We start from the raw sequence: 12664 nt of genomic DNA on the forward strand, positions 1-12664 counted from the left end.
CACCCGGCGCTAATATGCAAGCGGGTGCGATTGAAGTTTCGCCGCTGGGTTGTTGATGAATGCAGGTACTCGTTGTTGCGAGTTGCCGCAACAAGGGGCTGCCTTTGATGGATGCTTCGCCGCCTATTCCGCCAGAGTGGCCACCGTCTTCAGAATCGCATGCACCGCCTTGATGCGCTCCGGATTCGGGAAGTTCCGGTTCGCCAGCATGACGACGCCGATCTTCTTTTCCGGCACGAAGGCGACATAGCCGCCGAAGCCGTTGGTGGATCCGGTCTTGTTGTAAAGCGTCGCATCATCGGGACGCTTCGGAGGAACCAACGCCGTCACCGGCTTGGCATCCAGGGCCATGGTTCGGGAGTTGCCGTCGAGCAGCCGCTCGAGCGAAACCGGGTAGGGATACTGTTCCCAGCCGAGGCCTTGAATCATCTTGCCGGTATCGAAGTAGCCGATATGCGTTCCCTCTATCGCCTGGCGAACGGGTCCGTCGAATTTCTCCGGCCGGATATTGGCGTCGACAAAGCGGATCATGTCTGCCGCGGACGATTTCACGCCGTAGGCTTCGGCGTCGAACATGCCCGGGCTGACCCGGATCGGCTTGTCGGCCTTGCCGTAGCCCCAGGCGTAGCTGCCCATCGCGCTGGCCGGCACGGTGACATAGCTGTGCTTGAGGTCGAGTTTGGGAAATAGCTCTGTCTCCAAAGCGTTGGCGAAGCTGCCGCCCATCGCCAGGCCGGCGGCATGGCCGAAGAGGCCGATGCTCGGGTTGGAGTAGCGACGCTTCTTCCCTGGCTCGGCGTCTGGTTTCCAGTTGCTGAAGTAAGTCAGCATGTCGCCGTCGCTCTTGACCTGATCGGGAAACTGCAAGGGCAGGCCGCCGGCCGTATAGGTGGCGAGATTGAGGAGGGTCGCCTTGTCGATGGCGCTGCCGCGGAGCTCGGGCATGTACTGGCCGGGATGGTCTTCGAAGGACAGCTTGCCGAGCGCCTGCGCATAGGAGGCGAGCGTGCCGGCAAAGGTCTTGCTGATCGAGCCGAGCTCGAACAGCGTGTCCTCCGTAACCGGCGCCTTCGTTTCCTTGGACGCGACGCCGTAGTTGACGAAGGTGTGCTGGCCGTCAACGGTCACTGCAATCGCCATGCCCGGCACATTGTATTCGCGCATGATCGGTCGGATCGCCTTGTCCACGGCGGCGGCAATCCGGGCCTGCTCGCCGTTCCCGGCGAAGGCGGTCGCGGCGAACGAAAAGAGGATTGTAGTAGTAAGCCCTAATTTGATTGTCGTCATTCTATCCATTGCGTGTACTCTCTCTTGCGAGGCAGGGATGCCCATGCTTGGCCCGGCCCAGGTCCATCGGGCGAAAGTCCATCGGGCCAGCCTGCTGATTGGGCCATCGACCAAAGCTCGTCCGGAGATATGCGGGTGAAAGCACTGAACCTCAGCCAGGGGCAAGCCAGACCTAGACCGCGCATCGCCACGCCACAAACGACGATATCTCGCAGGAGATATAAATAAATCTAGGGCTAAGGGGCATTCCTTTGTTGAGTGCAGTGCCCCGATCGCGTCAGGGGTTATTTGCGACACAAAGCTAATACCACGCGCAACATTGTCATTGCTGGCCGCTCGGGGTAGTATTCGCCCGCCGTTTGGAGGTCTTCGTCTCCGGACCGTGTGTTTTATTCGTGAGCTGCTTCTGATTGAACAGAAGAGTCTCTCCCATCCGGGGAGCATACTCGGAAGCTATTTGCATTCGACGCCACTCAATGGCGCCTCCGCCCGATCTCTATTCCAGAAAGACGGCCATATTGGAGGATAAAATGAGCAAGCAGACCGTAACCATCATTCTCGCCGGCGCTCTAGCCTTGTCGGGGTGCCAATCTGCCTACGTGTCGAAGAGCGGTTCGACTGGCAACGAATTCGGCTGCATTGCCGGAACGGTCGGCGGCGCAATCGTCGGCGGCCTGATCGGCTCGACGATCGGTTCAGGTACTGGCCAGCTCTGGGCTGTTGGCGGCGGTGCTACGTTGGGCGCTGCGGCCGGCAATGCTCTGACGTGCCGCTACTATTGATCGCGGAAGGGTGAGGGATGAGAAAACTCGTTCTTTTGGGTGTGCTTGTGGTCTGTCCGGCTGGTCTCGCTGTGGCGCAGCAAGCTGCAACAATGAGCCAGGGGCAGATGGATGCGCTCGATCGCAACAAGGACGGTGCGGTCGACCGGTCCGAATACGAGGCCTTCATGACGACGGCCTTCGTCAATCTGGACAGGAACAAGGACGGCAACCTCACCTCCGACGAGACGAAGCAGGCGCTGAATGCCCAGCAGTTTGCCGCCACCGACGCAAGCGGCGACGGCAAGATCACCCGCAACGAATTTCTGGACCGGGTGATGGCGGACTTCAAGATGGCGGATCGAAGCGGCGACGGCAATCTGAAGTAGCGCTTCTCGACTGGCGCGCCGCGGCGCGCGAAGGGCGCCTGCGCGTTCGGACGAGCGGCCGGCTGCCGGTTGGCCGGCGGCGGAGCTCGTCCAGAACCGGGAGATCGGATCGCGCTGATCAGCCGAGCGGGATCGCCTCGATCACGAACACCCAGATCGGGCCGCCGCCCTTTTGATGGGCCGGCCTGATCACCTTCGTCACGGCATACTTGCCCTCACCGAACTCCAGGACGGCGTAAGGAAGAACCTTGGGGTCGATGCCGAAGGGATCCAGCGTGCTGACGCTTGCCGGTGCGTGTCCGAGCGTGTGCTCGACGAGGAGCTTCCCTCCATCCGCCAGTTGGCCCACCCAGGTCGTGAAAGCCTTTTGCGGGTCGTGGGCATGATCGTGGGAATTCGTGTAGACGAAGTCGAAGGCTTTCTTCCAATCCGGATTTTCGTCATGGAAATCCCACTGGGTGAGCCCGAACCGGGACGCCGTGTCCGAGATATCCGTGCCGATGACGTCGATTCCGAGGCGATCCGCGAACCATTTGACCTCGGTGCCATTCCTGGAACCGTGGCAGAGGCCCCGCTTCGCATTTGGGATGGCCTTGCGAACATAGTCACAGATCACGTCGATCGTCGCCTCGTCGGCCCAGACCTGGTCGATCTTGCGCTTGTTTCCCTCCGTTTGAACCGAGACATACTGCTCGTAGCTTGAATACTGCATCAGGCGGTAGTCGCCTCGATAGTCCTCGCCACCACCGTGCGAGACGGAGTAGCCCCGCTTGCGCAGGAAGTTCCGAGCGAGCTGCTCAACAAAGTTCATGTCGGTTCGTCGCCTCTCCGTTGAGGATGGATGAACCCCGACTAATTCAACTTTCGCTCAGATTCAATCGGTGCGGATACAGGAACGGCGTTGGGCTGGTTTCGCGACATGCTGGAACTAGATGAAGAGCCAGACGCTTGTCCAACCCACCCAGGTGAAACGCTGGGTGCCCAATACTTCATATTGCTTTGTTTGTTCAGCAGCGTGCACGTTCATGCTTCCCCCATGCTGCACAACCATGAGGGGGATGCTCTCACAGCGCAAGTTGTCGTCAAGCCTTATTTAGTCTTCTCTAAATTTTAACGTGTGTTATCGTCTGGCGCAGATCTGCAGTTTTGGTTTGAGGGGACCAGATATGCGCGAGCCATACCGGTTAAGTCGCCGAGCTTTGGCGCTCGGCCCACTTCTGCTTTTACTTCCAAATGATGCCGAGGCGCGCCGTCGTGGCAGGCTATGGGGAGGTGGTGGAAGTAGCTCGCCCTTCTCGCTGCTGATAAGTGGCGTGATAGTTTGCGCGATAGTTGTCGCCAAATCCATCTTTCGCAAAGATCTGCCTTCAAAAGGGACAGGCACGCCGCGGGCGTCGCATGAGGCCGTGGGGACGTCCGCCAAATTCAATCCGACCAAGCGCACGGCGGCGCCGAGAAGGGGTTTATCGCCATGGGTGCTTGTATTGCCTCTCGCTGGCATCGTGATAGGTGGAGCCTACGGCTGGGCGACCGTGCCGCCGGAAGACACCATTTCCGCATCCTTCCCCCTGTGCGCATCGGGCGCGCGGACAACGTGCGTCGTGAATGGTGATACGTTCTGGCTCGACGGTATAAAGTACCGGATCTCTGACATAGACACGCCTGAGATTAGCGAGCCACGTTGCGCCGAAGAGAAGGCGCTGGGTGAGCAGGCCACGATCCGTCTACAAGCGCTTCTCAATGCCGGCGCATTCGGTCTCAAAGCGGGGATGCGTGACGAGGATAAATACGGCCAGAAACTGCGCGAAGTCTACCGCGGCGGTCAATCGCTCGGCGCCCAGCTCGTCGACGAGGGGCTTGCGCACCGTTGGATTGGGTTCAAGCAGTCGTGGTGCGGCTGAAACGGAGACTGGGAGATCCTGGAGGAAACCGAAGGAGGGGCAGATGTCGAAATACGAGGGGCTTACGTTGCAGCTTGCCAGAGAACGGCTGAGAGAGATTATTCTCTCCTTCGGAGAGATCGAAGTGGCCATAGGCGATCAGCTGCCGAAGAGCGCCCGTCTCCCACAATTTTGGGAGAACCCAAAGAACCCTAAGCACATCCAAGGCGTGAAAAAAGCCGTAAGGGAAGCGGCTTTCAAAAGCTTCCTGTTGGCCGGCCAGGACAAGGTGCGTTTCGTTCGCGATTGACCGCGGGCGATTCAGGAAAAACACCCGGGTGGCGTCATCGCCTCAACGGACGCGATCTCCTGATCCGTCAGCGGTTGGCCGTTCTCCCAGACGAACCTCATGGCGCCCAGGTAATACGACGCCTCCAGCGTATCGCCGACCCGCTTGATCGGGCGACCCGGATAGAGTTCGTTCTAACGCCGACGAGCGGCTTCGAGTTCGGCTTCACCTTTAGACATGCCCCTTATGTGGGGCGACCGCAGGCAACAAAAAAGGCCGGATGAATCCGACCTTCCAACAACCGGTAGCGGGTGGTTTCTCCGATGGGCCTTTTTCAAACCCATTAGGGCGCATCAAGCTTTGTCATCACTTGACGCGGGCCAGACGCTACCGGCAAAAAGTATTATACGCCTCCCATCTCTCATTGCCAAACTCTTTCAACTCGAAAGCCTCCCTACAGCGGGAAAACGCTCGGGCAACGCCATGCCTATCGACGAGAATTGGCTGCAGGAGGCTTTGGACTATAGGCTGCGCGAACTCGCTGCGAATATCATCCGCGTTGTTCGAGGTGCCGGACGTCCAGACGATATAATCGACCAGTGCAACGAAGTCCTGAAGGCCGCAATCGAGTATCACGATAAGACCCAGCGATTCGTCTCGGATCAGTCGGTGGCAATGGCTCTACACCTGAAGCCCGAACAAATACGCGACTACGAGTCTTTCGAGGGGCAGCGCCAGCTCGCGCTGCGTAAGATGGTCAAGGGACCGCTGCAGGTGACCGCCTCGCGTCTTCTTGATCAACGAACCCAGGAAAACCGGGGAGAATCCGAGATATTCGAGGCTTATCGGGATCTCGAACACCTCTATCAAGTGCTACGAAAGCAGCGGGAAGCCGAATTGAGGGCAGCACGAGCAAAGCCGGCGCCCAGACGCAAGCCGGCAAAGAGAAAGACCGCGAGGGTAAAACGACGTGACGAGGAAGGCTGGCAGCGAAAAGAGAAAGGTGGCTAAAAAGGTGGATTGAGAAAACTGGTAATGGTCTAACGATTTGAAATCGTTGTGTTTTCCAGAAGAAGAATGGTGCCGCTTACGTGACTCGAACACGTGACCCCATCATTACGAATGATGTAAAACGGCCTTTCAATACCAATCAATGGCAATCATTCAGCTCTCTTGTGTTCCTTGGAAATCAGGGTCTTGGCTGTGTTTGACGGGTTGTGATAACACCACTTCCTATCAGTGCCAGCCACCGAATTCTGTTACCCCATGTTACCCTAAAGAAAGCTCCGATGGCAAAGTCGGTCCTCAACCAGAAGAAACTCGAAGCAATCGCAAAATCGGCCGCAGCGAAGGGCTACAGCATCAGGACGGAAATTCCCGATGCCGGGCAGCCAGGGCTCTATCTTGTTGTTCAGCCCAGCGGCGCGATGAGTTGGGCTTTCCGGTATCGCCATGCTGGCCGACCGCGGAAATTGACAATCGGACCATTCGTGCTCGGCGAAGACGCGACCTTCACGTTAGCGAAGGCCAGGGAAAAGGCCCAGGAAGCATCTCGCATTGTCTCGGACGGCAGAGACCCTGCCGAGGTGCGCGAGGAGGAGAAGGCCCAGGCGCCAGAGCCGGTGAACGTGGATCTTGTAGGTGACGTTCTCGACGAGTTTGTAAAGCGTCACGTGAAGAAGAAGAACCGCGAGAGCACACAGACAAATACCATCTCGTTTATCGACAAGCGCATTCGACCCGGGTGGAAGGACAGAGACATCCGAACAATCACCAAGCGCGACGTCGTGAAGCTGCTGGATGATATCGCGGACTCAGGAGCCCCGGAATCTGCGGCGCGGGTGCGCGCCATTCTAAGCAAGTTTTTCAATTGGGCTGTTGATCGTGACATTGTGGACGCTTCGCCCGTTCCCAAGGGCTCGACAGCCAAGCAGGGCGCCAGCCGGGAACGCGTTCTGACAGACCGGGAGATCAGGCTGGTGTGGCTCGCCTGCGAAAAGGTCGGATGGCCCTTCGGTCCACTCGTCAAATTGTTACTGCTGACGGCGCAGCGTCGTAACGAGCTCGCGCACGCTCCCAAGGCCGAGTTCGAACTTACCGGCAATGATCAACTCTGGACTATCCCGCCGGAGCGCTCCAAGAACGGGAAGGAGCATCTCGTCCCTCTGTCTTCGCTCGTACTGGAGGTGATCGCTGGATTGCCAAAGGTCGGCGAAACGTACTTGTTCTCAACGACCGGAGAGACGCCTGTCAGTGGCTTTTCGAGGGGTAAGAAGGCGATCGATCGCGAGATGTTGGCGATAGCCCATAAAGAGGCCGCAGCCGCTGGGCTGAAACCTGAAGACGTAAAGCTGGATGGGTGGACGCTGCACGATTTGCGCCGCACTGCTGCTAGTGGCATGGCCAGGCTAGGGATCCCGGTGCACGTTGTCGAGGCGGTGCTGAACCATCAAAGTGGAACGATTAAAGGCGTTGCCAAGATCTACAACCGCTATGAGTACTCGGACGAGAAGAGGCTTGCTCTGGCGGACTGGGCAGAGCAGGTGAAGCTTATCGCGGCACGTTCCTAGAGATGATCAGCTTCAGACGTCGCCATCTGACTCGTCTTGTGTTCGGGCCGCCTGCTGCTTGCGTCGTTCGGCGAGATAGACATCCCGCTCTTGCTCGCGCTTCTCAATTTCCTCTTTCTTCGCCTTCGCGCTGTCGAGCCAACGATTGACTTCTTCGTGCGCCGCTTGTTGCGCCAGATCTAGGTCAGGACTGCGCCTTATGATGGCCTCCATCCGGTTCTGGAGTTCGACAAAATCGACCCCCTGCAATCGTTTTCTTTCTTCCCGCTTGTTCTGTCGCGCCACCCTGAAGGCTTCAGAAGTCTCCTGTATCCGGATGCGGTCTTGACGTAACTGGTCAACCACCTCATCGAGTGGTCTTCTGGAGCGCATTTCCAGCGTCGTTCCTAGGATAAGGTCAAGGTCAATGTTAATCTCACCGATCTGGTCGAAAATCTCCTCAGAATAAAACTCGGCCGACTCTGCTAGTCGATCGGTCATTCTGCTGCGTTTGTTGCTGAATCCAGTTTTCGCCGTTTCGACCTGTTTTAAGAATCTCGTTGCCAAAAAATCAAGATTTCTGAGCTTCCGAGCGATACTAGATGCGCGCTCATCGGTAAGTAAGGCTAATTGGCACATCCGGCGAATGACTTCCGCCCTCGACTTGAATCCGTGGTGTTCCGCCCATTCATCAAGCGTCTTTGCTTCGGATTCGGAGAGCATCATTTGAAATTTGATGGTCTTTAGTTCTCCGCGAGCCATGCCCTTGTCCCCAAGTTTCGCCAATAAGCCACCGGCTCGCGCTCATGGTGCTTGCCTTTGATATGGTCGTGATTGTATCTTCTATTACATTGGTGTGGTTCGCAGCGCAACTTCCCAAAAACTGATGGAAGTTTTTTGATCAACCGGACATTCAAGGAGCGAGAATGGAAACTTCAAATACCTCCACCACGTACCTCACAAGCAGCCAGGTCCTAGCACGCTATTCCATAGCGCCCATTACCTTCTACCGCTGGCAGAAGAACAAAGTTCTGGGCTTTCCCAAGCCCATGGTCATCAATCGTCGAAAATTTTTCAGGGTGGATGATTTGACGGCTTGGGAACGAGAGCGCGCCAAGGTGTCCGCATGAGTAGGCGCAAACAGAAAAGCGGCAGAGGGCGTGGTTGGCGCCTGGACCCTCTGCCGCTCGATCAGATGCCGCTTCGCAGCGGCCCCTCCACACCAACGATAAGGACCGTTGATGCCGCAAGTTTCTAAACCACAGTATTCCCTCCGTGTACAGCGTTTGAACAACGGTGAGCCGGAAGGGATGCCGATCACCCTCATCGGCCGAATAGCTTGGATGCTGCAGACGCTGATTGATGCCGGCAAGGCCGGCGTCACCACATTTGAGAGCCCTGCACCTCGCGTAGGTCATTATCTCTACGCTCTTCGAAAGAAAGGATTTGTGATCTCAACGACTTACGAGCCGCATGCCGGCGTCTTCGCGGGTTCGCATGGCCGTTTCCGCCTGGAGAGCGAAGTCAAAGTCATTGAAGTCAACGCGAGGACAGCCGCATGAATGGAGATGTCCAGACTGAGAAAGTGAGGGTCGCCGCAAGGTGGCTCTCCGAACAAGATCCGGTGCCTCCGCACGTGGTTAATATCCTGAAGGCGAAGTTCGACCTGAAGGCACTGCAGGCTTGTGAAGCTTGCAAACTCGCTGGTGATTTTAGGCGAGGTGCCGTGGCGTGACGAGAACGAGAAAGACGAAGAAGTCGAAAGACACGAGCCTCGCGACGTGGAAGTTCGACCTGGAAAACACGGTCAACGCAGATCCACGTCTCGGCCAAGCATGTTTGAAAGTCGTGCGCGCTTACCTCGACTTCATGAGCGACATCCACGCAGCTCCGTACCTGTCAATCGTGCACCTTAGAGCGCTTACCGCGCTTACAGAACACACGATCATCAAGGCTCGGCGTCAACTCGTGACCGAGGGTTATTTCAGGGAGTTCGGTAAGACCAGTTCTGGATCAGTCCGATACCAGATTGTAAATACCGGAAAGAACCGCGTTCTCGACCACATCACAATCACTCGTGAAGTCCTCAAGCAGTTTGAAGCCGACAAAAAAGAGGAGCGCAGGCGGCGTGCTGCTTCCAGCGAGCCCTGCAATTTGCCCACTGCAAGAATTGCAGGGCTGGAGCATGATCTGCACTGCAGGATTTACAGTGACAGCACTGAAAAAACTGCAGGGAATTACGTAGAGGATACCGTAGAAGGTGTTAGCTATGAAGAGGAGGAACCTCTTTACTACACTAATCAGTACGCTCTTGCGTCACTCGGTGACGATGCAACGCAGCCCTTCCCTATACCGGCAAACGATGACGAGGCAGAGAGCATTTTGGACGCGATTTGCGCCGATGTGCGGCATGCCGGCGTTGTCAGGCGCACCCTGAAGCTATTCCTAATGGGCGGAACTCTCTCGCGGCAAAGAGCAATGAGCATTTTGGGCGGCGATGCGAGGACCGCGGCATGAGCGAAACGCAGATCATTGTCTTTCCCCTTACTCGGCGGATTGGAAAAATTCGGTCGGTCGCGGCGACCCTGAGGGGGATGAAGACTCAAAAATGGCGCGCGCGTATCGGGTGCAGATCACCGCGGGTCTACTCAACAACCTCGCCAAACTCGGCATCGCCGCCATCGACCAGCACGAGCCCATTTTGAAATTTTGGCAGGCTGTCCGTGACGAGATTGCCAAGAACCTTGAAGGTGCAGCATGACGATAGCTGAACGCAAAGCGCGCGTAGCGCATGATCGCGAGAACCCTTGGCGGCCGATGCACGAAGCTAAGGCAGATGGTCTCATCTGCAATCTGCTCTTCGATGACATGGCGGGGCACCACTCGCCCGAAGACGTGAACTACTTCCTCGATACCGACGGTCATTGGTACCGCATCGATCCTCCGGAGAGGATTTGGCAGAAACCCATGAATTGGCGCCCCGCTTACGTCCGCATGACGCCGGAGCGTAGGGCCCTCATCAAGAAGCGCAGCGAGGTCTCCGATGACTAAATGGCGGAAGTTCAAGAAATCTCGCCCAGCAGCCGCACCAGCCTATGAGATAGACCACGCGGCCTTTGCGTCAGGTCTCCACGTGTTTGCAGATGGCGCATGTGAGCCTAACCCCGGCCCCGGTGGCTGGGGCGTGGCGGTCTTCAGGGACGGCATAGAGTTGTATTCGGAACGTGGCGGGGACGCCGACACTACAAACAACCGGATGGAACTTACAGGGCTCCTGAAGGGCATCGGGGCTGCGAAGGCGCTGAATGGGCCGGTGACCATCTGGTGCGACAGTATGTATTGCGTCAAAGGAGCTAACGAGTGGCGCCACGGCTGGAAAAAGAACGGGTGGCAGCGCGGCGGCCCTAATGCTGATCCGAAGAACCGAATCCTCCTCAATGCCGAGCTGTGGCGGTCGATCGATGCAGCTCTCTCGGGCTCTGATCAGATCACTATCCGCTGGTGCAAGGGACACGCAGGCATCGCCGGTAATGAACGCGCGGATGAGTTGTCGAATATGGGGATGGCACTTGCGTGCGGCCAAGCTTCCCAGGACGGCCTGCCTTTCGATTTCCTGACCGCTGAGTACCGTCAACTTCTGGCCTGAAAGGACCCAACGCTTGAAGCAAACATCATCAGCACAGAAGTTGCGTGCCCCTGGCTTCGACGGAACGCAGGTTAGCAAGGTATCAGTGCGCGTGTCGTCGAACCGGACGACCAAGCAGAGCGTGCGAGCGCTGCCAGGTACCTTCGAGTGGCGATACGGCCGGGGAGGGCCTGGGATGTACCTCTATCATGCAGGCTCCCACTACGCCCGGCTATGGGAGCAGGCGGGTACCGCGTCGGCGTCGTCGCCTGATCTTAACGGAGCTATCGGCGCCGGCTGGAAGGGCATCCCCGAGAAGCGTCTCGAAGCCATGGAGGAGTTGAAGGGCGCTGTCGCCGTTCTCGGAGCGCTCGTATCCGCCCGTTTGACTGCCTACTGCGCTCAGGGCCTCACGGCCAAGCAGATCGGCATAAAGTTTGAGATCAGCGAACGGGACGTGGCTCCGGTTTTGGAACAGGATCTGGTCGCATGCGCCAAGTGCTTTGGGTACAAGTAATGTTTCGTACCCGAAATGAATTGACTTTCCACGCGAAACCCCGGTAGAGTCTTTCCAACGTCGGAACTGTGACCGGACGCCGCCAAAACACCCGCCAGCAAAGGCGGGTTTTCTGTTTGGTGATTTGAGGGGGACGTAGAGCCGGGATTATCCGTGCAGTGGGGGAGCACTGGGCAAAGATACGTTCGGAAAGTAGTCCCGGTGCATAGGGCCCCCCAGCCTCTCGTAGATGAATTTGCCGTCCATCAATCGGCAAACCGCAACAATAGAATCTGCACCATCCCGCCGTCGATAAACCATGCCCCCCACTAGATCGAGACACTCTGTTGACTGTTTAGGTCGGAACACAACGTTCCACTGTTGCCGGTCTTGAACAGACGGAAAGCACCATGCGTCCTGCCCGGGAAGGTCGAAGTAGTCCTTGGCGATATGCTCGGAGACACGGTAACGGTGCTCCATGCCCTTCGGTACATCTCTGCTGAACTCCGCGTACAAAAAGTCCTCTACCAAGTTGATTTTTGCAAGTTCGTCCGAGGAGTATCCAGGTTGCATCTCGGTGAACCCGAAACTGGTGGCCGTTAAGGGGCGTTGCGTTACAAATTCGAATACGATTGCATACTCGTTCTGAGGTAAGCGTATCTCGTTCAGAGTGGTGAGTGGGTGTCCCAAAGTAGAATAGAACAACGGCTCGCCTGCTTTGTGAAGCCGTCCCGCAGATTTCACATATTTTGCTTCGGGCGCCCAAGCATCTGTACTGATTTTGCCACAACTGAAAGGGATGTGATGTTCGCCTGGCTCCGCCGACCTGGCACGAAACAGCCTCGCGCCGGCAGGAATCGTCACTGAATGTCGAGTCAAGGTCGCTCTCCTCGTTCCGCCCGTCAGAACGTCGAGAATGCTGTCCTGCAGATCTCTATCGCTGATGGACTTGATGTCCAAAGAGCCAAAGGCTTGTATTTTTTGCAGAATTGTTGAGCAATCGATTTGAGCCAACAACGCCTTGTGATTGCTCAAAATATCCAGGGGCAACGCAGGACTCCAAGTTTTGTAGGGTTGGATGTCGAGAGTAGAAGCAAATCCCTCTGACTGGAAGCTTGGCGCAAGCGCGACCACCCACTGCACCTAGGCAGTGTGGCGGCCGCGGGACGAGGCCGCTATTGAGCTGGCGCCGTAGTTGAAGGCTGGGTCGTGGACGGCTGTGTGGTTGAGGGGGTCGTTGTCGAGGGGGTGCTTGTCGACGGTTGAGTGGTTGAAGGCTCCGAGGTGGACGGTGCTGTCGTGGACGGTGTCGTTGTTGAAGGCGTGGTCGTCGACGGTTGAGATGTCGTCGGCTCAGTCGTGGTCTCCGGCGGTGTTGCGGTCTCCGT

17 protein-coding genes, 1 tRNA gene and 1 pseudogene are annotated in these 12664 nt (G+C 57.2%); 14 read left to right on the forward strand and 5 right to left on the reverse strand.

The window, feature by feature from the left end:
• Positions 1–123: 123 nt before the first annotated feature.
• Positions 124–1296 (reverse strand): class C beta-lactamase, encoded by a 1173-nt coding sequence (gene ampC / locus BHMPCIPO_RS03215; protein ID WP_173515434.1) that lies wholly within the window; start codon positions 1294–1296, stop codon positions 124–126.
• Between the two features lie 521 nt (positions 1297–1817).
• Between ampC and BHMPCIPO_RS03220 the strand changes: the two genes are divergently transcribed.
• Together BHMPCIPO_RS03220 and BHMPCIPO_RS03225 are read left to right on the forward strand one after the other, a co-directional pair.
• Entirely contained in the window at positions 1818–2069 is a 252-nt protein-coding gene (locus tag BHMPCIPO_RS03220) for a YMGG-like glycine zipper-containing protein (protein ID WP_065372299.1), read from the forward strand.
• A gap of 17 nt (positions 2070–2086) precedes the next feature.
• Positions 2087–2437 (forward strand): EF-hand domain-containing protein, encoded by a 351-nt coding sequence (locus BHMPCIPO_RS03225; protein ID WP_173515435.1) that lies wholly within the window; start codon positions 2087–2089, stop codon positions 2435–2437.
• Positions 2438–2555: 118 nt separating this feature from the next.
• On the opposite strand, the gene BHMPCIPO_RS03230 is transcribed toward BHMPCIPO_RS03225, so the two are convergent.
• Complete coding sequence (locus tag BHMPCIPO_RS03230) at positions 2556–3248, reverse strand: class I SAM-dependent methyltransferase (RefSeq protein WP_173515436.1); 693 nt, start codon at positions 3246–3248, stop codon at positions 2556–2558.
• A gap of 355 nt (positions 3249–3603) precedes the next feature.
• On the opposite strand from BHMPCIPO_RS03230, the gene BHMPCIPO_RS32730 reads away from it, so the two are divergent.
• The 3 genes from BHMPCIPO_RS32730 to BHMPCIPO_RS03245 all read left to right on the forward strand — a co-directional run bounded on the left by BHMPCIPO_RS32730 (position 3604) and on the right by BHMPCIPO_RS03245 (position 5617).
• On the forward strand, positions 3604–4338 hold the full coding sequence (locus BHMPCIPO_RS32730) for a thermonuclease family protein (protein ID WP_246304255.1): 735 nt from the start codon (positions 3604–3606) through the stop codon (positions 4336–4338).
• 43 nt (positions 4339–4381) lie between these two features.
• Positions 4382–4627, forward strand: a complete 246-nt coding sequence (locus BHMPCIPO_RS03240; RefSeq protein WP_173515437.1) for a hypothetical protein — start codon at positions 4382–4384, stop codon at positions 4625–4627.
• Positions 4628–5089: 462 nt separating this feature from the next.
• Entirely contained in the window at positions 5090–5617 is a 528-nt protein-coding gene (locus BHMPCIPO_RS03245) for a hypothetical protein (protein WP_173515438.1), read from the forward strand.
• A gap of 67 nt (positions 5618–5684) precedes the next feature.
• Here the strand turns inward: BHMPCIPO_RS03245 and BHMPCIPO_RS03250 are convergent.
• Positions 5685–5764: transfer RNA gene (locus BHMPCIPO_RS03250), tRNA-Ser, on the reverse strand.
• Between the two features lie 131 nt (positions 5765–5895).
• Between BHMPCIPO_RS03250 and BHMPCIPO_RS03255 the strand changes: the two genes are divergently transcribed.
• On the forward strand, positions 5896–7176 hold the full coding sequence (locus tag BHMPCIPO_RS03255; RefSeq protein WP_173515439.1) for a tyrosine-type recombinase/integrase: 1281 nt from the start codon (positions 5896–5898) through the stop codon (positions 7174–7176).
• 12 nt (positions 7177–7188) lie between these two features.
• On the opposite strand, the gene BHMPCIPO_RS03260 is transcribed toward BHMPCIPO_RS03255, so the two are convergent.
• Positions 7189–7917: a hypothetical protein gene (locus BHMPCIPO_RS03260; RefSeq protein WP_173515440.1), complete on the reverse strand. Its 729-nt coding sequence runs from the start codon at positions 7915–7917 to the stop codon at positions 7189–7191.
• A gap of 164 nt (positions 7918–8081) precedes the next feature.
• Here BHMPCIPO_RS03260 and BHMPCIPO_RS03265 point away from each other — a divergent pair, with 164 nt between their 5' ends.
• The 8 genes and pseudogenes from BHMPCIPO_RS03265 (at position 8082) to BHMPCIPO_RS03295 (ending at position 11297) form a co-directional block, all read left to right on the forward strand.
• Positions 8082–8285, forward strand: coding sequence for a DNA-binding protein (locus BHMPCIPO_RS03265; RefSeq protein WP_173515441.1), 204 nt, complete (start codon positions 8082–8084; stop codon positions 8283–8285).
• 111 nt (positions 8286–8396) lie between these two features.
• Entirely contained in the window at positions 8397–8717 is a 321-nt protein-coding gene (locus tag BHMPCIPO_RS03270; RefSeq protein ID WP_173515442.1) for a winged helix domain-containing protein, read from the forward strand.
• 169 nt (positions 8718–8886) lie between these two features.
• Complete coding sequence (locus BHMPCIPO_RS03275) at positions 8887–9672, forward strand: hypothetical protein (RefSeq protein WP_173515443.1); 786 nt, start codon at positions 8887–8889, stop codon at positions 9670–9672.
• Positions 9669–9722: pseudogene (locus BHMPCIPO_RS32735) on the forward strand (DUF6074 family protein); the annotation flags it as partial. The gene BHMPCIPO_RS03275 and the pseudogene BHMPCIPO_RS32735, both read left to right, overlap by 4 nt.
• 41 nt (positions 9723–9763) lie before the next feature.
• Positions 9764–9916 (forward strand): DUF6074 family protein, encoded by a 153-nt coding sequence (locus tag BHMPCIPO_RS32740; RefSeq protein ID WP_246304449.1) that lies wholly within the window; start codon positions 9764–9766, stop codon positions 9914–9916.
• Positions 9913–10206, forward strand: coding sequence for a hypothetical protein (locus tag BHMPCIPO_RS03285; protein WP_173515444.1), 294 nt, complete (start codon positions 9913–9915; stop codon positions 10204–10206). The genes BHMPCIPO_RS32740 and BHMPCIPO_RS03285 overlap by 4 nt, the downstream gene beginning before the upstream one ends.
• Complete coding sequence (locus BHMPCIPO_RS03290) at positions 10199–10801, forward strand: ribonuclease H family protein (protein ID WP_173515445.1); 603 nt, start codon at positions 10199–10201, stop codon at positions 10799–10801. The genes BHMPCIPO_RS03285 and BHMPCIPO_RS03290 overlap by 8 nt, the downstream gene beginning before the upstream one ends.
• 175 nt (positions 10802–10976) lie before the next feature.
• Entirely contained in the window at positions 10977–11297 is a 321-nt protein-coding gene (locus tag BHMPCIPO_RS03295; RefSeq protein ID WP_173515446.1) for a hypothetical protein, read from the forward strand.
• A 147-nt stretch (positions 11298–11444) separates the two neighbouring features.
• Here BHMPCIPO_RS03295 and BHMPCIPO_RS03300 read toward each other — a convergent pair whose 3' ends face one another.
• The gene (locus tag BHMPCIPO_RS03300; RefSeq protein WP_173515447.1) at positions 11445–12326 is read right to left on the reverse strand and encodes a hypothetical protein; all 882 of its coding nucleotides are present in this window, start codon (positions 12324–12326) and stop codon (positions 11445–11447) included.
• Between the last annotated feature and the right edge of the window lie 338 nt (positions 12327–12664).

The sequence above is a fragment of the Ensifer sesbaniae genome (genome assembly GCF_013283665.1).
Classification (GTDB): Bacteria; Pseudomonadota; Alphaproteobacteria; order Rhizobiales; family Rhizobiaceae; genus Ensifer; species Ensifer sesbaniae.